This is a genomic window from Paraburkholderia caffeinilytica, from assembly GCF_046030355.1.
Taxonomy (GTDB): domain Bacteria; phylum Pseudomonadota; class Gammaproteobacteria; order Burkholderiales; family Burkholderiaceae; genus Paraburkholderia; species Paraburkholderia caffeinilytica_B.
In genome coordinates this window covers 33636-55178 of the sequence record NZ_JAQQCQ010000032.1, presented here as the reverse complement: position 1 = coordinate 55178, position 21543 = coordinate 33636, and the positions used below count along the sequence as shown (strand labels likewise).

Sequence of the window (21543 nt, the reverse complement as noted above, 5' to 3'; positions counted from 1 at the left end):
CCGCTTTGAACGGATTCCAGACGGATCCGAACTTAAGCAGCGATTGCCTGAATACCCGCCTTGGCGATTTGCGCGTCCTGATCCGACTTGACGCCCGACACGCCGACCGCGCCGACCACCTGGCCGTCGACGATCACCGGCACGCCGCCTTCCAGCGTGCCTTGCAGCGGCGCGCTCAGGAATGCCGTGCGGCCGTTGTTGATCATGTCTTCATACACTTTGGTTTCACGGCGGCCGATTGCCGACGTGCGGGCCTTTTCCGTCGCGATGTACGAGCTGGCCGGCGCGCTGCCGTCCAGACGCAGCATGCCGAGCTGATGGCCGCCATCGTCGACCACCACAATGGCGACGGCCCACTGGTTCTTCTCGGCCTCCGCGCGGGCGGCTTCGAGGATTCGGGTCGTTTCGGCAACAGTCAACACGGGTTTGCTCAGCATAATGAATTTCCTGTTTCGTTTATGGTAGGGATGCTTCTACACGTGCAATCCAGTGGCGCACTGGCGTGCGTCCGGCGCCGCCCAGATGGGGCTGGCAACCGATGTTGGCCGTGACGATCATCTCCGGCTTGCGAGCTTTCCAGCATTTTGCGCGGATGCCGCGGCGCGGGGCCTGGTCCTTGCCCGCACGCTTTGCCTCGCGATTTTACGTCCAAGCGCAGCCGGAAGAAACGGCCGCGTCGCCCGGCCGGCTTCAGACCGCGCGTTGAAAACCGCCGGATTCGGGATCGTGCGGCGCAAACCCGCGCGCAGCAGGCGTTCCGGGACAGGTCGGCCAATGCGCCGCTACAATCGGGTATCGACACAAAAAACGCGTGTTTTCCCCACCGCCTCCATCATGCCTACCATCAGCGAGCTTTTCGTCTATCCGATCAAATCCTGCGCCGGCGTTGCGCTGAACGAAGCACGCCTGCTCGCCACCGGCCTCGAATACGATCGACGCTGGATGGTCACCGACCCGAACGGCGCGATGCTTACGCAGCGTGCGTATCCCCGCATGGCGCTGATCACGGTCGAGTTCGGCGACCAGGAACTCGTGATCCGCGCGCCGGGCATGAGCGAATTGCGCACGCCGCTCGATCCCGCCGAACTCGGCGCACCGCAAAAGGTACAAACCGTGGTCTGGCGCGACACGGCCTACGGGCTCGACACCGGCGAAGAAAGCGCCACATGGTTTTCGGGCTTTCTAGGCATACCCGCGCGACTTCTGCACTTCAATCCCGAGCGCGAGCGGATTGTCGATCCGGATTACACCGACAGCGTCGGCGGCGCCATCACGCATTTCGCCGATGGTTTTCCGCTGCTGGTGGTCGGCCAGGCTTCGCTCGACGATCTGAACGTGCGTCTCAACCGCAAAGGCGCTCCGTCGATTCCGATGGACCGGTTTCGCCCTAATGTCGTGCTGACGGGGCTCGATGCGTACGAAGAGGACTATGTCGAAAGTCTGCATATCGACGGCGCAGCGGATGAGGGCGTGCAATTGCAACTGGTCAAGCTGTGCGCACGCTGTCCGATGCCGACCATCGATCAGGCGAAGGGCGCCCCTGATCCCGATTGGCCGAACGAACCGACCGACACAATGAGTGTCTACCGGGCGAATCCGCAGCGGGGCGGAGCGGTGACATTCGGCAACAACGCGCTCGTCGCGCGTGGGGCCGGGGCGTGGCTGCGGGTCGGGCAAACGGTCGACGCTGAATTGGGCTTCGGCGATTAACGGCGGCTATGCCCGGTCAACGCCGCGAGGATCACCGACATCGGCACGGGTTTGACGAAATGATGATTGAATCCGGAGCGTAGCGACTCGCGCCGGTCCTCATCGCGCGCGAGACCGGTCACGGCAACCAGCGTGGGCGCCGGCGTGTCGGCCACATGGCGGATGCGCCGGGCGACTGCGCGACCGTCGAGACAGGGCATTTCGACGTCGAGCAGCGCGGCGCGCGGATGCCATGCGCAATACTGCGCGAACGCGTCGAGGCCGTTGCGCGCGGTCCGGATGTCGAAACCGTGTGCGCTGAAATAGAGTACGTAAGCGGCCAGCAGGTCCGGATCGTCGTCGGCGATCAGCAGGCGCGCGGCATCATCGATGGGCATCCGGCTTCTCCAGGTTGCGTACCGTAATTGCGTACCGTGTATTGAGCAATTTGAAGTCCCGACGAAAGCGGCGCTCACCCGTTAGCCGATCGAGTTGCGCTGCATTGTTACCGGTCGCAATGAAACATTGTCCGCACGCGCACGGTGCTGCGCCGCACCATCCCTGTGCCTCGCTGCATCAAGACGCGCCACGCGCGGTATTTGCAGCAGGTCCATATCATGTCCCGCGAAGCCCCGTGCCACAGCGCTGCAGCGGGAATTTCGCGCAATTGGCATAGCCTTTGCGTTAAGCCCTGTCAGCGGATCAACGTGGATCCGTCGTGAGTGCAACAACAGCGCACTCGCCGCAGCACAGGTCAGGACAACGGCGTCCCCCGAATTCAGTCATCGACTGGGTTCGCGGGACGCCGTTTTTATTTCCGGAATCGCTTTCGCGCAGCAGCCACGCGGCAGCGATTCGCGCCCAGCACATTGAGGAAGCCGCGGTCATGAAAATCATCGTTATCGGTCACGGGATGGTCGGTCATAAACTGGTCGAATGCCTCGCGCAAGACGCGGCGCATGGCCTCGACATCACCGTGCTGTGCGAGGAATCACGCCCGGCGTACGACCGCGTGCACCTGTCTGAATTCTTTGCGGGCAAGACGGCGGACGATCTGTCGCTCGTGGCGCCGGGCTTCTTCGAACGTCAGAACGTCTTGCTGAAGCTCAACGCGAAAGCGGTAGCGGTCGATCGCGACGCGCGCACCGTGACGGTGTCGACCGGTGAGACCTTGCCGTACGACAAACTGGTGTTCGCTACGGGTTCCTATCCGTTCGTGCCGCCCGTGCAAGGCCGCGAACGCGCCGATTGCTTTGTCTATCGCACCATTGACGATCTCGTGGCGATGCAGGAATGCGGCGCCCGTTCGAAGACCGGCACGGTGGTCGGCGGCGGCCTGCTGGGTCTCGAATGCGCGAAGGCGTTGCGCGACATGGGGCTGGAAACGCACGTGGTCGAGTTCGCGCCGCGCCTGATGGCCGTGCAGGTCGACGAAGGCGGCGGCCGCGTGCTGCGCGCGAAGATCGAAGAACTCGGCGTGACGGTGCACACGCAGAAGAACACCGCGGCGATCGTCGATGGCGAGACGGGCACGCACCGCATGCAATTTGCCGACGGCAGCGTCCTCGACACTGACATGATCGTGTTCTCCGCGGGCATCCGTCCGCGCGACGATCTGGCCCGCGCGAGCGGATTGGTGCTCGGCGAACGCGGCGGCATCGTAATCGACAACGCCTGCCGCACGAGCGACCCGCACATCTACGCGATCGGCGAATGCGCGCTCTGGAACGGCAAGCTGTTCGGTCTCGTCGCGCCCGGCTATGAGATGGCACGTGTAGTGGCGAAGCAACTGCACGGCGATTCGGCGGAATTTGCCGGCGCCGATATGAGCACCAAGCTGAAGCTGATGGGCGTGGACGTCGCCAGCATTGGCGACGCGCATGGCAACACGCCTGGCAGCCGCGCCTACCAGTTCAGCGATGAACGCAAGCAGGTCTACAAGAAACTGGTGGTGTCCGAATGCGGCAAGTATCTGCTCGGCGGTGTGATGGTCGGCGATGCGAGCGAGTACGGCACGCTGCTGCAGATGATGCTGAACCGGATCGAGTTGCCGCCGTCGCCCGAATTCCTGATCCTGCCGTCGTCCGACGGTCAGGCGAAACCGGCGCTCGGCGTCGAGGCACTGCCTGCCGGCGCGCAGATCTGCTCGTGCAACAACGTCTCGAAGGGCGACCTGTGCGCCGCCGTGTGCGCGGGCGCGACCGACATCGGCGCCTTGAAGCGCGCGACGCAAGCCGGCACGTCGTGCGGCGGCTGTGTGCCGCTCGTCACGCAAGTGATGAAGGCCGAGATGAAAAAGCAGGGCCTCGCGGTCAACAACCACGTGTGCGAGCACTTCCCGTATTCGCGGCAGGAGCTGTATCACCTCGTGCGCGTAGAGGGCGTGCGCAGCTTCGGCGAGTTGCTTTCGAAGCACGGTCACGGCCTCGGCTGCGATATCTGCAAACCGGCGGTGGCGAGCATTCTCGCGTCGTGCTGGAACGAATTCGTACTGAAGAAAGAGCACGCGGCGCTGCAGGACACCAACGATTACTACCTCGCCAATATCCAGCGCGACGGCACCTATTCGGTCGTGCCGCGCATGGCGGGGGGCGAGGTGACGCCCGACGGTTTGATCGCAGTCGGTCAACTGGCGAAGAAATACGGCCTTTACACCAAGATCACCGGCGGTCAACGAGTCGATCTGTTCGGCGCGCGCGTCGAACAACTGCCATTCATCTGGGAAGAACTGATCGCCGCGGGCTTCGAATCGGGCCATGCGTACGGTAAATCGCTGCGCACGGTGAAGTCGTGCGTCGGTTCGACCTGGTGCCGTTACGGCGTCGGCGATTCGGTCGGTCTCGCGGTTGAACTCGAGAATCGCTACAAGGGTTTGCGCACGCCGCACAAGATCAAGTTCGGCGTATCCGGCTGCACGCGCGAGTGCGCGGAGGCGCAGGGCAAGGACGTCGGCATCATCGCGACGGAGAAGGGCTGGAACCTGTATGTCTGCGGCAATGGCGGCATGAAGCCGCGCCATGCCGAACTGCTCGCCTCGGACCTCGATAAGGCGACGTTGGTGCGCTACATCGATCGCTTCCTGATGTTCTACGTGCGCACGGCAGACCGTCTGCAACGCACCAGCGTGTGGCGCGACAACCTGGAAGGCGGCCTCGATTATCTGATCGACGTGGTCGTCAACGATCGTCTCGGTGTAGTTGCCGAGCTCGAGGTGGAAATGCAGCACGTGGTCGACACCTACGAATGCGAATGGAAGCGGGCCGTCACCGATCCTGAAACGCGCAAGCGCTTCCGTCATTTCGTCAACAGCGGCGAGCCGGACAGCAATGTTGCCTTCGTCGAGGAGCGCGGCCAGATCCGGCCCGCGACGGTGGCCGAGCGGCGATCGAAGCTCGCTTCGATTCCCGTGGTAGCCGAGACCATTTGATTTTTTTGCCCTTCACCGAGGACTTCCGCCATGAACCTTGACCGCCTGCCGCTCGCCTGGACGCCGATTTGCCCCCTTGACGACATCGTCCCCAACACGGGGGTGTGCGCGCTCGTCAACGGCGAACAGGTGGCGATATTTCATGTGAATAACGGCGACGCGGACAGCACCGTGTATGCGATCGAAAACTACGATCCGGGCTCGCAAGCCGCGGTGCTTTCGCGCGGGTTGATCGGCAGTCTCGGCGAGCGCCTCGTGGTCGCTTCGCCGATCTATAAGCACCACTTCGATCTGCGCACCGGCGAGTGCCTCGAAACACCGGCGTATTCCGTCAGTGCATTCGCCGCGCGGGTGGAAGACGGGCAGGTGTGGATCGCGGCCTGAGTTGCTGATTGTCCTTGTTCCCCCTTCGAACGACGCCGCTAGCCATGTCCTCCACTAACGTGAAAACTGTGTGCCCTTACTGCGGCGTTGGCTGCGGAATGGTGCTGCACGTCGAGGACGGCCAGGTCGTGAAGATTTCCGGCGACAAGGAGCATCCGGCGAACTTCGGACGGCTGTGCACCAAGGGCCAGTCGGCGCATGTCGCGTTGCGCAAGTCGGGCCGTCTGGAAGACGCGTTCGTGCGCCATGCACGCGACCAGGATCCCACGCCGCTGCCAATGGCGCACGCAATCAGCTCCACGGCCGAGCGTTTGCGCGGCCTGCTCGACGAACATGGGCCGGACGCGCTGTCGTTTTACGTGTCGGGACAGATGTCGATCGAGGCGCAGTACCTCGTCAACAAGCTCGCCAAGGGTTTTGTCGGTACCAACAACATCGAGTCGAATTCGCGTCTGTGCATGGCGAGCGCGGGCAGCGGCTACAAGCTCTCGCTCGGTGCCGACGGGCCGCCGGGATCATACGAAGACATCGACCATGCCGACCTGTTCTTCGTGATCGGCGCGAATATGGCCGACTGTCACCCGATTCTGTTCCTGCGCATGATGGATCGTGTGAAGGCGGGGGCGAAGCTGATCGTGGTTGACCCGCGCCGCACTACGACGGCTGACAAGGCCGATCTCTTCCTGCAGATCAAGCCGGGGACCGACCTAGCGCTCCTCAATGGCTTGCTGCATCTGCTGCACGAAAACGGTCATACGGACGCGGCTTTTATCGCTGACTTCACGGAAGGCTGGGACGCCATGCCCGCTTTCCTCGCCGATTACACGCCGGAAAAAGTGTCGGCGATGACGGGACTTTCTATCGACGATATTCGCCAGGCCGCGCAGATGATCGGCGCGGCGCCGGAATGGATGAGCTGCTGGACCATGGGCCTGAATCAGAGCACGCACGGCACGTGGCACACCAATGCAATCTGCAATCTGCATCTGGCGACGGGCAAGATCTGCCGTCGCGGCAGTGGGCCGTTTTCGCTGACGGGTCAGCCCAACGCGATGGGCGGCCGTGAGATGGGCTACATGGGCCCCGGTTTGCCGGGCCAGCGTTCGGTGCTGGTTGAAGCGGATCGTGCGTTTATCGAAGACCTGTGGGGCATTTCGAAAGGCACGCTCAAGACTGAAGTCGGCAACGGCACGATCGACATGTTCACGCGCATGGCCGCGGGCGAGATCAAGGCGTGCTGGATCATCTGCACGAATCCGGTGGCGAGCGTCGCGAATCGTCAGACCGCGATCGCCGGCTTGCGCGCCGCGGAACTCGTGATTTCGCAGGACGCCTTTCTGGACACCGAGACCAACCGTTACGCCGACGTGCTGTTGCCCGGCGCATTGTGGGCCGAAGCCGAAGGCGTGATGATCAACTCCGAGCGCAATCTGACGTTGATGCAGAAGGGTATCGAACCACCGGGCGCTGCGTTGCCGGATTGGCAGATCATCGCGCGTGTCGCGTGTGAAATGGGTTTTGCCGATGCGTTTACCTATGCGAGCGCCGAAGAAGTTTTCGCGGAGATCACGTGCGCGTCGAATCCGAAAACGGGTTACGACCTGCGCGGCGCGAGTCATCTCCGTCTGAAGGAAACGCCGTTGCAATGGCCGCTTGCTGCTCACGACACCGCTGATCGAAATCCCATTCGCTATATCAACGACGGCGTCAGCCAGACGCTGAAGAAACTGCCCGACGGCAGCCGTCCGCGGCTCGTGTTTCCGACCGCGAGCGGCAAAGCCATGTTCTTCGCCCGTGCCTTTGCGGCCCCGGCCGAATTGCCCGATCGGGAATTTCCCATCGTGTTGAATACGGGCCGTTTGCAGCATCAATGGCACACCATGACCAAAACCGGCAAGGTCGCGATGCTCAACAGGCTGAATCCTGGACCGTTCGTCGAGATTCATCCCGAAGATGCTGCCACGCTCGGTATCAAGTCCAAAGACCCGGTTGAAATCCGTTCGCGTCGCGGACGTGCTGTGTTGCCGGCGGTCGTCACGGAGCGCGTGCAGGCAGGGAATTGTTTTGCGCCGATGCATTGGAACGATGTATTCGGCGACGACCTGTGCATCAACGCCGTGACGAGCGACGCCATCGATCCGGTTTCGCAGCAACCCGAATTCAAGTTCTGTGCGGTCGCGCTCAGCCCGGTCGCGCTCGAAACCGTCGGACCGCTGGTGTCGAATGCGGACGATGCGATGCTCACCGACGCGCCCATCGTTGCAGCCGGCGCCGCGCCGGCAAGCGCTATATCGGCGAACGCCGAGGATCTGGATATGCCCCGTATCGATGCACTCACTCGTCTGTTGCAGCTTCCGCCGATACCCGCGCCGTCGTTGACCGATACGGAGCGGACGTATCTGGCCGGTTTCGTCAGCGGCCTGCGTTCGGCTGAAGGACAGGGCATCGACAGCGTGCCGGTGCTGCCGGCCGGCGCGCCGTTTGATCCGGTGAACCGCTTGTACGTGGACGGTTTGCTGGCCGGACTTTATAGCCGCAGCGGAATCCAGGCGGCCGCGCCGGCAGGTGCGCCTGCTGCATCGCATTCCGACACGGAACAGGCATCCGGCGTTCGCATCTTGCGCGCGCGGCCCAAAGTGACTTTGCTGTGGGCTTCGCAAACCGGCAATACCGAATCGCTGACCGAACGTTATGCCACGCGTCTGATGGAGTCGGGCTTCGAAATCCGCACGTCGTGCATGGCGGACTATCAGGCCTCGGCGCTCGCGAAAGCGCAATACGTGCTGCTGATGTCGAGCACGTTCGGCGACGGTGATCCGCCCGACAACGCGCAAAGTTTCTGGTCCCAGCTGGTCGGCGACGCCGCGCCTCGTCTCGACGGTCTGCGGTATGCCGTGCTCGCGTTGGGCGATCGCAACTACGACCAGTTTTGCGGCCACGGCCGCCGTCTGGATGAGCGTCTCGCCGCTCAAGGCGCGCTGCGTTTGATGGATCGCGTCGACTGTGACAGCGAGTATCAGGAAACCGCTGACGAGTGGCTCGAAAGCATCATCGTGTGCATCAAGGAAGAAGATGCGGCACTGCATGCGGTGCCCCCGGGCGGCATGATCAACGCCGTAGTGCCTGGTGCCGTGCCGACCAAGACGCGTCCGGCCGCATCGCGTCTCGTCAGGAACCTGCAGTTGAACAAGCAGGGCGCCGCGAAGGATACGCGTTACTTTTCGTTGAGCACAGGCGACTCGGGCCTCGAATACGAAGCCGGCGATGCGCTGGGTGTATGGCCGAGCAATTGCCCCGAACTGGTCGATGAATTGATCAGCCTGAGCGGTTTGAGCGCCGATGCTGCAGTGAACGTCTCCGGCGTGGGCGACATGCGCCTCGCCGACGCGCTCGGCAAGCACTACGAGATCGCCCGTCCCAGTCCCGACTCATTGGCATTCATCGCCGCGCGAAGCAGCAACGGCGCATTGTGCGATCTGTTGACGCCGGCGCGTAAAGCCGATCTCAAACAATGGCTATGGGGCCAGCAACTTGCCGACGTGCTGCACGAATTTCCCGTGAACCTGACGGCAACCGAACTGACCGGCATGCTCAAGCGCCTGCAACCGCGTTTGTATTCGATTGCATCGAGCCCGAAGGCCCATCCGGGTGAAGTTCATCTGACGGTTGCCGCGGTTCGCTACAGCAATGGCCGCCGGCATCGCAAGGGCGTGTCGTCGACGTTTCTCGCCGACCGCGCCGGCGACGTGAATGTACCGGTATTCGTGCAGAAATCCGCACACTTTCGTCCTCCTCATGTTTCGGACACGCCGATCATCATGGTCGGTCCCGGTACGGGCGTTGCACCGTTCCGCGGTTTTCTGCACGAACGGCGTGCACGCGGCGACACGGGGCGCAATTGGCTGTTCTTCGGCGAACAGCATGCGGCCACGGATTTCTACTATCGCGACGAACTGGAAGCGATGCGCGACAGCGGTGTGCTGACCCGGCTCGACGTCGCTTTCTCCCGCGATCAAACGGAAAAGGTTTACGTGCAGGACCGCATGCGCGAACAGGGTGCGCAACTGTGGGCATGGCTCGAAGAAGGTGCGCATTTCTACGTCTGTGGCGACGCAAGCCGGATGGCCCGAGACGTCGACGCGACGCTCAAGCAGGTGGTCGCCCAGCACGGCTGCATGAGTGAGGAAAAAGCCGCCGATTATGTGAGCCGTTTAGCGCAGGAAAAGCGCTACGCACGCGATGTTTATTGATTTCTAAAGTGGTTGACACAAGCGCGGTTTCACGGCTTCAGAACGTACGAAGTCGAGCTTCGAAAGAGGACCCGAGTGGCATGGAGATTGCATTCCACGACCGGTATTCAACATCGTGATCATTCCGGTGCGTGGCGCGTCAGCGCCGTGCATCAGGTCAGCGAACAACCAGCAAATATGAGGATGTCTAATGAACAACGTGATGAAATCCCTGAAGAGCGGGGACTGGCGCGCGCTAGTGGCGTGTTTCCTCTATTTCGACACAGGCTTCACTGTCTGGGTGCTATATGGGCCGCTCGCGCCGTTCATCAGCAAGAGCGTTGCGATGACGCCTGCACAACAAGGGTTGCTGGTTGCCGTGCCGGTGCTGTCGGCGGCGATCCTGCGTGTGACGCTCGGTAATCTCTATCAATCGGCCCATGGCAAGCGCATCGCGCTAATGGGGGTATTGCTGTCGGCGGTCCCGACGATCGTGCTGCCGCTCCTACCGTCCGTGCCGTCGTATACCTTGCTGCTGGTGCTCGGCGTATTTCTCGGTGTGGGTGGCGCGAGCTTCGCGGTGGCACTGCCGATGGCCGGCAGCAACTATCCGCCGAAGGTGCAGGGCCTCGTGCTCGGTCTTGCCGCAGCCGGCAACATCGGCGCGGTGCTCGACGGCTTCCTGTTCCCGCAACTGGCCACGCACTACGGTTGGCAAATGGCGACTGCCGGCGCACTGCCGTTGCTCGCGATTGCCGCAATTACGCTGTACTTCTGGGCCAACGATTCCGGTATCAAATCCGGCAGCGTGCTGCGCGCGTTCGGCAGTTTCGCGGTGACGCTCGTCGGCTTGATCGTGCTCGTGCTGCTTGTCGAAGCAGGCATGTTCGGTGCCGGCAAGACCGGTGTGCTGCTGTTGCCGGTGATCGGTGCGCTGCTGGCGATCGCCGTGCTGCCCAGGCGCTATCGTTCGGTGCTGTCCGAGCGCGACACGTGGGCGATCATGCTGGTGTACAGCATTACGTTCGGTGGGTTTGTCGGCATGTCGTCGTATGTTTCGCTGCTGCTGACCAACCTGTATCAACTCTCGAAGATCGACGCAGGCCTGTTCATGGCGCTGCTTGCCGCAACCGGCGCGATGGTGCGGCCGCTCGGCGGTCTGATCGCCGACAAGGTGTCGGGCGTGCGCGCGCTGACTTTCCTGCTTGCCATCATTTCGCTGTGCGACTTTATTTTTGCCGCCGCGATGCCGTCCATGGCGGGCGGGATCATGCTGCTGCTGTGTCTGTATGTGGCCTTCGGTCTGGGTAATGGCGCGACCTTCCAGCTGGTGCCGCATCGCTGGGCTGGCCGCACCGGCCTGATGTCGGGCATTGTCGGCGCGGCGGGCGGCATCGGTGGATTCTATCTGCCGGTCGTGATGGGTATCGCAAAGGAAAGCACGGGCAGCTATCAGATGGGTTTTGCGACCTTCGGCGCGCTGGCGGCTTGCGCGTTTCTCGCGATCGTCGCGCTGCGCCGTCCGTGGATGGCGTGGTCGATGCATGCCAATGTGATGCATGCGCACGCGACGGAGTAGTGCGGCCGGATATCCGCGCCGCGTCGCGACGCGCCTGCGTCGTGATGCTGCTGGCGGTCGCCGCGTTCAGAAAGTCAGGATGTATACGGAACGCGAACATCGCCAAAATTGAATACTTGCAGCGCTGGAGCCGCTTACCGCGTGGCTCCAGCGCTGCAATCCCCTAACGCTCAGAACTTGTGCCGCAGCGCGACCCGCACGGCGACCTGATTCCCCGTCGACGACGGCGCCTGCACGCCCGGAATGAACGCGTTGTCGAGTATCGAGTGGGTCGAATCGCCCGCGACCTTCTGATATTCGCCCTGCACATAAACGTCCGTGCGCTTCGACAGGTTGTAATCCGCCATCAGACCGACCGAGTGAATCTTCGGCTTCACGCTGCCCGTCGACGCATCGTAGTTCTCCATCGTGTACACATATTGCGCGCCGATAAAGAAGGCCGGCGTGAACTGGTACTTGCCGTTCACTTCGAAATTCTGGTATTTCAGCGTATCCAGCCTGACGCCGGACGCCGCGAGCGGAATGCCGATATAGCCATTGCCGGTCGGGTCCTTATAGTTGGAGTTGGTGTAGGCAAAACCGGCGGTCGCCGCGCCGAACGTGTAGTTGATGCCGCCGCCGAACACCCGCATGCGCCCGGCGATGAAGCTCGCGTCGTTCGCGGTGATCGCGCCGGTCGACCCTGCGCCCGGATTGTTCGCCTGCAGGTACGCGGCGGCAATCAGCAGCCCGCCGTTTGCATACTGGCCGCCGAAGCTATAGGCGCGGTTGTTCGCAAAGTTCGTGTCGTTGCTGAAGCTGTACACGCCGCCGAACTGGAAGCCCGCGATCTCCGGGCTCGCGTACTTCACGCTATTGCCGAGACGGAATGAGTTGTCCGTGTTGTCGTTGTCGTACGGGTGCGCGAACAGGTAGCCGGCCCAGTTGCCGTTGGCGGTGGTCTGCGCAAGGTAGTCGACCACCGAATCGTACTGCCGCCCGAGCGTAACCGTGCCGAAACGGTTGTCGCTCAAGCCCACATAGGCCTGACGGCCGAACATGCGGCCGCCCTGGCCGAGGCGTCCCGAACTCACGTCAAAACCGTTTTCCAGTTGAAACACGGCCTGCATGCCGCCGCCCAGATCTTCCGAACCCTTCATGCCCCAGCGGCTGCCTTGCGCATAGCCGCTCGCCATTTCCCAGACCGCGCCGCGCCCGGCGTTGTTGGTGTAGTCGATGCCTTCATCGAGCACGCCGTACAGGGTCACGCTGCTTTGCGCGAAGGCGGACGGAGCCGCCAGTGAGGCAAGCGCGGTGAAGGCTGCGGTGGCGATGACATTCTTTTTCATTGTGAGCTCCAGACGTTGGTAGTGAGCGGCGAATGGTCCGAAACGCGGTTCGACCGGTCGCAAAGGCCGCTGCTTTTGGCAAAGCCCGGATTCTGCTATCCAGGACAGGAATCGCGAATGAGGCACATCCCTGGATAAACGTGATTTTTTCGCATGTTTGTCCCGCGAATTATTCGCTTGTGGCGCACCGTGCCCAGGAGAAAAATTCCGTCCATGCACCTTTGGCATGAGGGCAATAGCCGAAGGCAATGCGCCACCGCACCCGATTTTTCAGGAGACGACATGCGACTCGATCGTAATTTTGCTAACGGCTGCTTTATCGACGCGGCAAGCGACGAGCTCATCGCCGTCATCAACCCCGCCACTGAAGCCGTGATTGGCCACGTCACGGGTGCGACCCGGGCCGAGGCCATCGCCGCGGTCGACGCGGCCGCCGCCGCGCAGAAGGGCTGGCGCAAGCTGCCTTCGGCCGAGCGCGCGGTCTATCTGCACAAGCTTGCCGACGCGCTCACCGACTGCGCGCCCGCCATCGGCGCGGCGCTCGCGCTGGAGTCGGGCAAGAGCGTTGCCGACGCCACCAACGAAGCGATCTACGCCGGCCAGATCACCCGCTACCACGCCGAATGGGCGCGCCGCATCGAAGGCGAGGTGATTCCGAGCGACACCCCCGACGAAAACCTCGTGCTGCATCGCGAACCGATCGGCGTGGTCGCGTGCCTGATCCCGTTCAACTACCCGGTCTATACGTTCATGCGCAAGGTGGCGCCCGCGCTGATCGCCGGCAACACCGTGGTGGTGCGTCCGAGCAACAACACGCCGACCTCCGCGTTCGAGATCGCCAGGGCAGTAGAGAAAGCAGGGTTGCCGGCCGGTGTCGTGAACATTCTCGCGATGAATCACGCAACCGCCGAGGCGCTTTGCACGCATCCCAAAGTCGGCATGATCACGCTGACCGGCAGCGTCGGCGCGGGCCGCAAGGTGCTCGAATACTGCAAGGCGAACATCGCCAAGCCGTCGCTCGAACTAGGCGGCAAGACGCCCGCGATCATCGAGGCGGATGCCGATCTGGACAAGGCCGCGCGCGATCTGGTCGCATCCAAGACCACGCACTGCGGACAGCTTTGCACGGCGATCGAACGCGTCTACGTGCAGGAAAGCGTGCATGACCGTTTCGTCGCGCTGCTGAAGAAGCACATGAGCGCGGTGGAAAGCGGCGATCGCAGCGAACAGCCGTCGCTAATGGGGCCGCTCGTCAACGACGCGTCGCGCCAGTCGATTCACGGCATGGTCGAGCGCGCGATCGCCGCGGGCGCCACGCTCGAAACCGGCGGCAGGCTGCCGCAGGGCAAGGGCTTCTTCTATCCGGCCACGCTGCTGTCGAACTGCCGTCAGGACATGGAAATCATCCAGGAAGAGACCTTCGGTCCGATCATGCCGGTCGTCAAATACCGCACGCTCGACGAAGCACTGGAAATGGCCAACGACCATCAGTTTGGTTTGTCGTCGGTGCTCTATACCGAGAACTACCGCAGCGCGATGAAGATCGCTAACGGCATCGAGGCCGGCGAGTTGTATGTGAACCGCACGCCGGCCGATCCGTATCAGGGCTTCCACGCGGGCTGGAAACGCTCGGGCCTCGGCGGCGACGACGGCAAGCACGGCATGCTCGAATTCACACAGACCCGCCTCGTGGTCATGAAGTACTGAAGCTGAAACCGGCGCGTGCCGCGCGATTCGGAGTAGACGGCAGGCGTCGCCTTGAAACCCGCAGAGACGCAGCAAACCCGCTGCATTTAAAACAAAAATTTGGAGACCCGGCGCACCGGTGGACCGGCGCTGTGTCTCTCAGGAGCGCTCACGTGTCATCTCAACCCGTTCAAACCACCGCGCCGCTTGCCTCACGCGACGCAGAAATCGCGCTGCAAAACGGCAAGGCTCAACGCTACATCCAGCTCATCTTGCTGGTGCTGGCAGCCGGTGCGATTTACCCGATTCTGTATCTTCGGCAGGTCTATCAACCGACCATGCTCGAAGTGTTTCACATCACCGACAGCCAACTCGGCTATCTGTATTCGTCGCTTGGCACGATCTTTCTGCTGAGTTACCTGCCGAGCGGCTGGCTCGCCGACCGGATCGCTCCGCGGCTGTTGATCTGCTTTTCGCTGATCGCAACCGGTGTGCTCGGCCTGTGGTATTCGACTGCGCCGTCGTTCCAGATGCTGATGCTGATCTTCGGCGGTTGGGGTTTGACGACTGGATTGACCTTCTGGGCCGCCGTCATCAAACGCGTGACGATGATCGCCGGCACGCACGAGCAGGGCCGTTTTTTCGGTTTGCTCGACGGCGGACGCGGCTTGATCGAAGCCATGCTCGCGACCATCGCGATTACGCTGTTCGCCTGGTTCACGCAGACCAAGGGTGAGCCCGTGGCAGCCGGTTTCAAGCTGGTTGTCTACATGTACGCATTTCTTTGCATCGCGCTCGGCGTAGTGCTTGCGCTCGTCAAAGACGCGCAAGGCGCTAAAGACGCCGCTGCCAACCGCGCCACGAAGAAACACAGCAACGTGCTGGTCGATCTGAAAACGCTCGCGTCGATTCCTGAGTTGTGGCTGGTCGCCGCCATCGTGTTCTGCGGCTATCAGGTGTTCTGGGCCACCTACAGCTTCTCCGCGTATCTGCATGAAGGCGAAATCGGTTTGACAGTGGTGATGGCCGGCACGATCACGACGCTCAAGCTGTGGATGCGCCCGATCGGCGGCATCGGCGGCGGCTTTCTCGGCGACCGCTATTCGAAGGTCTCGGTCCTGGTGATTGCGCTCTTCCTCGCTGCCCTGTCGCTGCTGGGTCTGATGGCTGCGCCGCGTATCTCGAGCCACGTGCTGCTGGTGTTCCTCGTGCTGTTCATCGGCATTCTGACTTACGCGATTCGCGGGCTGTACTGGTCGCTGCTGGATCGCTGCAATATCCCGGTCGAAACAATGGGCCTCGCCATCGGCCTGATCTCCGTACTCGGCTATTCACCCGACGTGTTCCTGCCCCTGGTCAATGGTTATCTGACGCAGAACTTCCCGGGTGTCTTCGGTTACCAGCTTTACTTCGGCTACGTGGCCGGAATGGCCGCGCTCGGCGGCTTTGCCGGCCTGGCGCTGAGAAACATGCTCAATAAGAAAGGGGTTGCGTAAATGAAAGTCGTCTCGCTCGAAACGCATATCGTCGCCGTACCGCCGCCGCACGTAGGCGGCATGTACTGGATCTTCGTCAAGCTCAAGACCGATTGCGGTATTGAAGGCGTCGGCGAAATCTATTCGGCGACGTTTCACCCGAAAGCGATGACCCACATCATCGACGACGTATTCGGCCGCTATCTGCTCGATAAGGACCCGCATCATATCGAGCGGCTCTGGCGCGAAGCGTATTCGAGCGGCTTCACACAACGCCCCGATCTCACGATGATGGGCGTGGTCAGCGGATTGGAAATGGCCTGCTGGGACATTATCGGCAAGGCGGCGAACAAGCCGGTGTATGAACTGCTGGGCGGCATGGTGAACCAGCGTCTGCGTTCGTACACGTACTTGTATCCGAAGAACAGCCGCGGCGAATACGACTACGACGATCCCGATCTCGCCGCCGAATGCGCCATTGAAAACGTGAAGCGTGGCTTCACCGCGGTGAAGTTCGATCCGGCGGGTCCGTACACGGCCTATTCGGGCCATCAGTTGTCGTTGGACGTGCTCGACCGTTGCGAGACTTTCTGCCGCCGTGTGCGCGAAGCCGTCGGCAGCAAGGCCGACCTGCTGTTCGGCACGCATGGGCAGATGGTGCCGTCGTCGGCAATCCGTCTCGCCAAACGCCTCGAGAAATATGATCCGTTGTGGTTTGAAGAGCCGGTGCCGCCAGGGCAGGAAGGTGCTATGGCGCAAGTCGCGCAGCACACGAGTATTCCAATTGCCGCGGGCGAGCGCCTGACCACCAAGTACGAATTTTTCAAGCTGCTCGAAGCGGGCGCGGCATCGATTCTGCAACTGAACGTGGCGCGTGTGGGCGGCCTGCTCGAAGCGAAGAAAGTTGCGGCGATTGCCGAGGTGTATTACGCGCAGATCGCGCCGCATCTGTACAACGGGCCGATTGGCGCGGCCGCCAGCATTCAGCTCGCGGCCTGCACGCCGAACTTCCTGATTCAGGAAAGCATCGGCACGTGGGACGGTTTCCATGCGGCAGTGTTGAAGAAGCCGATTCAATGGGAAGACGGCTACATCATTCCTTCGCAGGAACCGGGCTTGGGCGTGGAGTTGAACATGGACGTCGTCAGGCAGCACACGCCGTATACCGGTGAGCGTCTGCATCTGCAAATGGCCGCACAACCGGCCGACGTGAAAGATCTCGCGCCGGCCAAGGGTTGAGCCAGGTTTGAACCTGCCGGAGTCGGCTGGCAGGTTACACGCTGTTTTACGCATTCAATGGATTGGGCGCCGTCTGGCGACATAGAGCATGAACTACGATTACATCATCGTCGGCGCGGGTTCGGCGGGCTGCATTCTCGCCAATCGCCTCTCGGCGTCGGGCCAATATTCGGTGCTGCTGCTCGAGGCGGGCGGCAAGGACAGTTCGTTCTGGTTCAAGATTCCGGTGGGTTTCACCAAGACGTATTACAACGAAACCTATAACTGGATGTATTACAGCGAGCCCGAAAAGGAGCTCGACAATCGCCCGATCTATTGCCCGCGTGGCAAGGTGCAGGGCGGTTCCGGCTCGATCAACGCGATGATCTACGTGCGCGGCCAGCCGCATGATTTCGACGATTGGGCCGCGGCGGGAAACCAGGGTTGGGCGTTTCGCGACGTGCTGCCGTATTTCCGCAAGCTCGAATCGCATCCGCTCGGCAACACGGAGTATCACGGCGCGGACGGCCCGATCCGTATCTCGCCGATGAAGGACGCAGTCCATCCGATCTGCCACGTGTTCCTGAAGGGCTGCGACCAGGCCGGCTACCAGCGTAGCGACGACTTCAATGGCGCACGATTCGAAGGCGCGGGCATCTACGATGTGAATACGCGCAACGGGCAGCGTTCGTCGAGCAGCTTCGAGTATCTGCATCCGGTGCTGACGCGCAAGAACCTGACGGTGGAGCGTGACGTGCTCGCAAGCCGCGTGCTGTTCGACGGCAAGCAACGGGCAATTGGCGTGAGCGTGACGCAGAATGGCGCGACGCGGCAGTTCATGGCGAAGCGCGAGGTGATCCTCTCGGCGGGCGCGGTCGATTCGCCCAAGCTGCTGCAACTCTCAGGGGTGGGCGATAGCGCATTGCTCGCGAAACATCGCATTGCGATGGTCAAGGAACTACCCGCTGTTGGGCAGAATCTGCAGGACCATCTGTGCGTGAGCTTCTACTATCGCGCGAACGTGAAGACGTTGAACGATGAAATGCGCCCGTTGCTCGGCAAGCTCAAGCTCGGCCTGCAGTATCTGCTGACGCGCAAGGGGCCGCTTGCGATGAGCGTGAACCAGTCGGGCGGGTTCTTCAAGGGAGATGATCAGGAAACGCAACCGAATCTGCAGTTGTACTTCAATCCGCTGTCGTACCGGATTCCGAAGAGCAACAAGGCGAATCTCGAACCCGAACCGTATTCGGGCTTTCTGCTGGCATTCAACCCGTGCCGTCCGACCAGCCGCGGTTCGATCGAGATCGCGTCGAACCGTGCGGAAGACGCCGCGAAGATCCGCATCAACGCGTTGACCACGGAGAAGGACATCGACGAGGTGATCCAGGGTTGCGAGCTGGTGCGCAAGGTGATGGCGTCGCCGGCGCTGAAAGAGATTACGGTCGAGGAAATCTCGCCGGGGCCGCAGGTGAATACACGCGAAGGCTTCCTGCAGTATTTCCGCGAGCAATCGGGCTCGATCTATCACCTGTGCGGTTCGTGCGCGATGGGCGACGACCCGCGCACCTCGGTGGTCGATGCACGTTTGCGGGTGCATGGGATTGCGGGCTTGCGCGTGGTCGACGCGTCGATTTTCCCGAACATCACTTCGGGCAACATCAATGCGCCGACGATGATGGTGGCGGAGAAGGGTGCAGAGATGATTCTCATGGACGCCGCCGTCGAAGCTGCCTTTGAACCCCAAACGGCGGAACTCGCTGCCGCGGCCTGACTTCGCCCGCCTCAATCCGCCTCGTCGAGCTGCGCCGACTCCGACGAATCGAGTGCGCGCCCGGTCAGCCAGATCTCCTGCTGCAGCCAGTCGCGAAACAGCGCGACGTGCGGCAGCTCGTCCTGTTCCGCACGCGTGACGAGCCAGTACGACTGATGGCCGTCGACGTGGACGTTCAGCACCTGCACGAGTTGGCCCTCCGCGAGTTCGCGACCGATCATGTGACGATCGGCGATGGTCACGCCGAGTCCGTCGATAGCGGCCTGGATGGCGTGGTCGAGCAGATCGAATTCGTAGCCGCCACGGGTATCCACGTTCTCGATGCCGGCGGCTTTCAACCAATGCTGCCAGGTCAGATAGCGCTGATCGGCGCTCGCGAGCACATGCAGCAACGTGAACTGGTTCAGATCGATGGCGGTACGTCCCGCCTCGCGCGCGAGCAACGCGGGCGCGCAGACGGCGATGTGCCGTTCATTCATCAGCAAACGATTGTCGACGCCTTCCCACTCGCCGTTGCCGAAGCGGATGGCGCAGTCGAGCACGCCCGATTCGGCGAGGTTGTCGTCGATGCGGGTCGACAGGCTGAGTTCGAGGTGCGGATGCGCGTCACGCAGACGTCCGAGACGCGGCATCAGCCAGCGGCTCGTGAAGGTGGGGGGCGCATTGATGCGCAGGCGGTTGCGATGGGTTTTCTCCTGCAGGCTGCGGACCGTCAGTTCGATCCGGTCGAATGACTGTTGCAGGGCTTGCAGGAGGATGCGGCCGGCGGCCGAGAGTTCGAGGTGGTGATGGTGACGCTGGAGCAGGGTCTCGCCGAGTTGGGCTTCCAGTTGCCGGACTTGCCGGCTGACCGCGCTTTGCGTCACGTTCAGCAGTTCCGCTGCGCGCGTGAAGCTGCCTGTACGGCCGGCGACTTCGAAGGCTTTTAGCGCATTCAGCGCGGGCATTTTGCGTTTCAAGGTGGGGCACCCAAGGGTAGGCTGACGCGCTGCGGCGCGGGTGCCCGCTATTTTACTGTGTTGCCCCCGAGGCGCTACCGGTGCGCACGTCTTGTGGCGACGAAGTGTTCGTGCCGCAAGACGTGCTGCGGCCGCTCAATACGCGATGCAAACCGACTTGCTTTCCGTATAAGCATCCACAATGGCCTTGCCGTGTTCGCGCCCGATTCCCGACGCTTTAAACCCGCCAAACGGCATCGCGGGATCGACCATGTTGTGCGTGTTGACCCAAACGGTTCCCGCTTCGATGCCGTCAACCAGCCTCAACGCCTTATCGAGCTGATTCGTCCAGACACTCGCGCCAAGACCATATTCCGATGCGTTGGCCTGGATCAGGACCTCGTCGATATCGTCATACGGCATTGCCACCAGCACCGGTCCGAACACCTCTTCCCTGACCACGGAAAGCGGCTTGCATGCGCGATTGGCGATGACCGTCGGCCGGACGAAGAAGCCGTCCGCATCAACGGCCGCGTCGCGCGACAGGATCTCGCCGCCTTCCTGCCGGCCTTGCGCGATCATTCCCATGACCTTGTCGCGGTGCCGTGCGGAAACCATCGGTCCCATTTGCGTCGCGGCATCGAAACCGGAACCCAATGCGATTCCATCGGCTACGGCTGCGATGCCTTGCACCACTTCGTCGTAAATCGAGCGCGCAACGTACAAGCGGGAACCGGCGGTGCAGACCTGCCCATGGTTGAAGAAAATCGCGCCGGCTGCGCCTTCAATGGCTTTCTTCGGATCGCAATCGTCCAGCACGATTACGGGGCTCTTGCCACCCAGTTCCAGCGACGCCCGCTTCAGATCGTCAGCGCATTGACGGCCGATGATGCGGCCCACTTCGGTCGATCCCGTGAAGGTGACCTTGTTCACCAGCGGATGCTTGACTAACGCTGCGCCGGCGGTCTCGCCACGGCCGGTGACGACGTTGAAGACGCCTGCGGGGAAGCCGGCTTCGTGGGCTAGTTCGGCCAGGCGGATTGCCGTTAGCGGTGTTTCTTCCGCTGGCTTCAATACGACGGTGCAGCCGCATGCCAGGGCTGGAGCGATTTTCCAGACCGCCATCAGAAGCGGGAAGTTCCACGGGACGATTGCGGCGACGACGCCCGCCGGGACGCGTTTTGTTGAGGCGTTGTAGCGGGTGCCCGGCGGGAAAGGGATCGACAGGTCGAACGTCGTGCCCTCGATTTTGGTGGCCCAGCCGGCCATGTAGCGCAGCCATTGGACGCTGCCTGATACTTCCAGCATCTTTGAGAAGGCTAGTAGTTTTCCCTGATTCAAGGTTTCCAGGGTGGCGAGTTCGTCGGTGTGTTGTTCGATCAGGTCGGCTAGTTTTAGTAAGAGGCGCTCACGGGCGGCGGGCGGCATTCTGCGCCAGGTGTCTGCCTCGAAGGCCGCTTTTGAGGTTTTGACGGCGTGGTCGATGTCGGCTTCGGATGCGTCTGGGAGGTGGGCTAGTTCTTCTCCTGTTGCTGGGTTGTAGATGGCGAAGGTTTTGCCTGCGGCGCTTGGGGTTTTTTCGCCGTTGATGAACATGGTGGTTGGCAGCTTCGCTGGGGTTTTTTGCTCGGGCATGATTTGTCTCCGGTGGGGTGAGGGGTGCGTTTCGGTTTTCTTTCGGGGTTTCTGGTTTTTTGCTGCTTGCCTGGGGTGTTGGCCTTTTTTTGAATTTTTTGTGGTTTATTAGCGTTCGCCCCTGTGCGGGGCAGCACCTACTTTTCTTTGCCGGCCGCAAAGAAAAGTAGGCAAAAGAAAGCGG

At 62.0% G+C, this 21543-nt stretch carries 14 protein-coding genes; 9 read left to right on the top strand and 5 right to left on the bottom strand.

Going from position 1 to position 21543, the window contains the following annotated elements:
- Positions 1-32: 32 nt before the first annotated feature.
- Entirely contained in the window at positions 33-437 is a 405-nt protein-coding gene (locus PQQ95_RS32850; protein WP_028196523.1) for a heme-binding protein, read from the bottom strand.
- 397 nt (positions 438-834) lie between these two features.
- Between PQQ95_RS32850 and PQQ95_RS32845 the strand changes: the two genes are divergently transcribed.
- On the top strand, positions 835-1710 hold the full coding sequence (locus PQQ95_RS32845) for an MOSC domain-containing protein (RefSeq protein ID WP_408445561.1): 876 nt from the start codon (positions 835-837) through the stop codon (positions 1708-1710).
- Here PQQ95_RS32845 and PQQ95_RS32840 read toward each other — a convergent pair.
- Positions 1707-2087 carry a response regulator gene (locus PQQ95_RS32840; protein WP_408445559.1) on the bottom strand — a complete coding sequence of 127 codons (381 nt, stop codon included), beginning with the start codon at positions 2085-2087 and terminating at the stop codon, positions 1707-1709. The two genes, PQQ95_RS32845 and PQQ95_RS32840, sit on opposite strands and share 4 nt — an antisense overlap.
- 488 nt (positions 2088-2575) lie before the next feature.
- On the opposite strand from PQQ95_RS32840, the gene nirB reads away from it, so the two are divergent.
- From nirB to PQQ95_RS32820, 4 genes are all read left to right on the top strand, one after another.
- Positions 2576-5116 (top strand): nitrite reductase large subunit NirB, encoded by a 2541-nt coding sequence (gene nirB, locus PQQ95_RS32835; protein WP_408445557.1) that lies wholly within the window; start codon positions 2576-2578, stop codon positions 5114-5116.
- Positions 5117-5146: 30 nt separating this feature from the next.
- Positions 5147-5500 carry a nitrite reductase small subunit NirD gene (nirD, locus tag PQQ95_RS32830; RefSeq protein WP_408445555.1) on the top strand — a complete coding sequence of 118 codons (354 nt, stop codon included), beginning with the start codon at positions 5147-5149 and terminating at the stop codon, positions 5498-5500.
- 44 nt (positions 5501-5544) lie between these two features.
- Positions 5545-9750: a bifunctional nitrate reductase/sulfite reductase flavoprotein subunit alpha gene (locus tag PQQ95_RS32825; protein WP_408445552.1), complete on the top strand. Its 4206-nt coding sequence runs from the start codon at positions 5545-5547 to the stop codon at positions 9748-9750.
- 190 nt (positions 9751-9940) lie between these two features.
- Complete coding sequence (locus PQQ95_RS32820) at positions 9941-11308, top strand: MFS transporter (RefSeq protein WP_408445551.1); 1368 nt, start codon at positions 9941-9943, stop codon at positions 11306-11308.
- A 170-nt stretch (positions 11309-11478) separates the two neighbouring features.
- Here PQQ95_RS32820 and PQQ95_RS32815 read toward each other — a convergent pair whose 3' ends face one another.
- On the bottom strand, positions 11479-12636 hold the full coding sequence (locus PQQ95_RS32815) for a porin (RefSeq protein WP_408445549.1): 1158 nt from the start codon (positions 12634-12636) through the stop codon (positions 11479-11481).
- A gap of 282 nt (positions 12637-12918) precedes the next feature.
- On the opposite strand from PQQ95_RS32815, the gene aldA reads away from it, so the two are divergent.
- The 4 genes from aldA to PQQ95_RS32795 all read left to right on the top strand — a co-directional run bounded on the left by aldA (position 12919) and on the right by PQQ95_RS32795 (position 18786).
- Positions 12919-14343, top strand: coding sequence for an aldehyde dehydrogenase (gene aldA, locus PQQ95_RS32810; RefSeq protein WP_408445547.1), 1425 nt, complete (start codon positions 12919-12921; stop codon positions 14341-14343).
- Positions 14344-14495: 152 nt separating this feature from the next.
- On the top strand, positions 14496-15818 hold the full coding sequence (locus PQQ95_RS32805; protein WP_408445544.1) for an MFS transporter: 1323 nt from the start codon (positions 14496-14498) through the stop codon (positions 15816-15818).
- Positions 15819-17036 carry a mandelate racemase/muconate lactonizing enzyme family protein gene (locus PQQ95_RS32800; RefSeq protein WP_408445541.1) on the top strand — a complete coding sequence of 406 codons (1218 nt, stop codon included), beginning with the start codon at positions 15819-15821 and terminating at the stop codon, positions 17034-17036.
- Between the two features lie 88 nt (positions 17037-17124).
- Entirely contained in the window at positions 17125-18786 is a 1662-nt protein-coding gene (locus PQQ95_RS32795; protein ID WP_408445539.1) for a GMC family oxidoreductase, read from the top strand.
- Positions 18787-18797: 11 nt separating this feature from the next.
- Here the strand turns inward: PQQ95_RS32795 and PQQ95_RS32790 are convergent, their stop codons facing one another.
- Both PQQ95_RS32790 and styD read right to left on the bottom strand, forming a co-directional pair.
- Positions 18798-19733: a LysR substrate-binding domain-containing protein gene (locus tag PQQ95_RS32790; protein WP_408445536.1), complete on the bottom strand. Its 936-nt coding sequence runs from the start codon at positions 19731-19733 to the stop codon at positions 18798-18800.
- 147 nt (positions 19734-19880) lie between these two features.
- Positions 19881-21359: a phenylacetaldehyde dehydrogenase StyD gene (gene styD / locus PQQ95_RS32785; RefSeq protein ID WP_408445533.1), complete on the bottom strand. Its 1479-nt coding sequence runs from the start codon at positions 21357-21359 to the stop codon at positions 19881-19883.
- Between the last annotated feature and the right edge of the window lie 184 nt (positions 21360-21543).

Bases quoted from the DNA above. Each gene is read 5' to 3' on its own strand.
- PQQ95_RS32840 (WP_408445559.1), bottom strand. From the start codon at position 2,087: ATGCCCATCGATGATGCCGCGCGCCTGCTGATCGCCGACGACGATCCG.
- PQQ95_RS32790 (WP_408445536.1), bottom strand. From the start codon at position 19,733: ATGCCCGCGCTGAATGCGCTAAAAGCCTTCGAAGTCGCCGGCCGTACA.
- PQQ95_RS32825 (WP_408445552.1), top strand. From the start codon at position 5,545: ATGTCCTCCACTAACGTGAAAACTGTGTGCCCTTACTGCGGCGTTGGC.
- PQQ95_RS32820 (WP_408445551.1), top strand. From the start codon at position 9,941: ATGAACAACGTGATGAAATCCCTGAAGAGCGGGGACTGGCGCGCGCTA.
- PQQ95_RS32845 (WP_408445561.1), top strand. From the start codon at position 835: ATGCCTACCATCAGCGAGCTTTTCGTCTATCCGATCAAATCCTGCGCC.
- aldA (WP_408445547.1), top strand. From the start codon at position 12,919: ATGCGACTCGATCGTAATTTTGCTAACGGCTGCTTTATCGACGCGGCA.
- styD (WP_408445533.1), bottom strand. From the start codon at position 21,359: ATGCCCGAGCAAAAAACCCCAGCGAAGCTGCCAACCACCATGTTCATC.
- PQQ95_RS32815 (WP_408445549.1), bottom strand. From the start codon at position 12,636: ATGAAAAAGAATGTCATCGCCACCGCAGCCTTCACCGCGCTTGCCTCA.
- nirB (WP_408445557.1), top strand. From the start codon at position 2,576: ATGAAAATCATCGTTATCGGTCACGGGATGGTCGGTCATAAACTGGTC.
- PQQ95_RS32800 (WP_408445541.1), top strand. From the start codon at position 15,819: ATGAAAGTCGTCTCGCTCGAAACGCATATCGTCGCCGTACCGCCGCCG.
- nirD (WP_408445555.1), top strand. From the start codon at position 5,147: ATGAACCTTGACCGCCTGCCGCTCGCCTGGACGCCGATTTGCCCCCTT.
- PQQ95_RS32850 (WP_028196523.1), bottom strand. From the start codon at position 437: ATGCTGAGCAAACCCGTGTTGACTGTTGCCGAAACGACCCGAATCCTC.
- PQQ95_RS32795 (WP_408445539.1), top strand. From the start codon at position 17,125: ATGAACTACGATTACATCATCGTCGGCGCGGGTTCGGCGGGCTGCATT.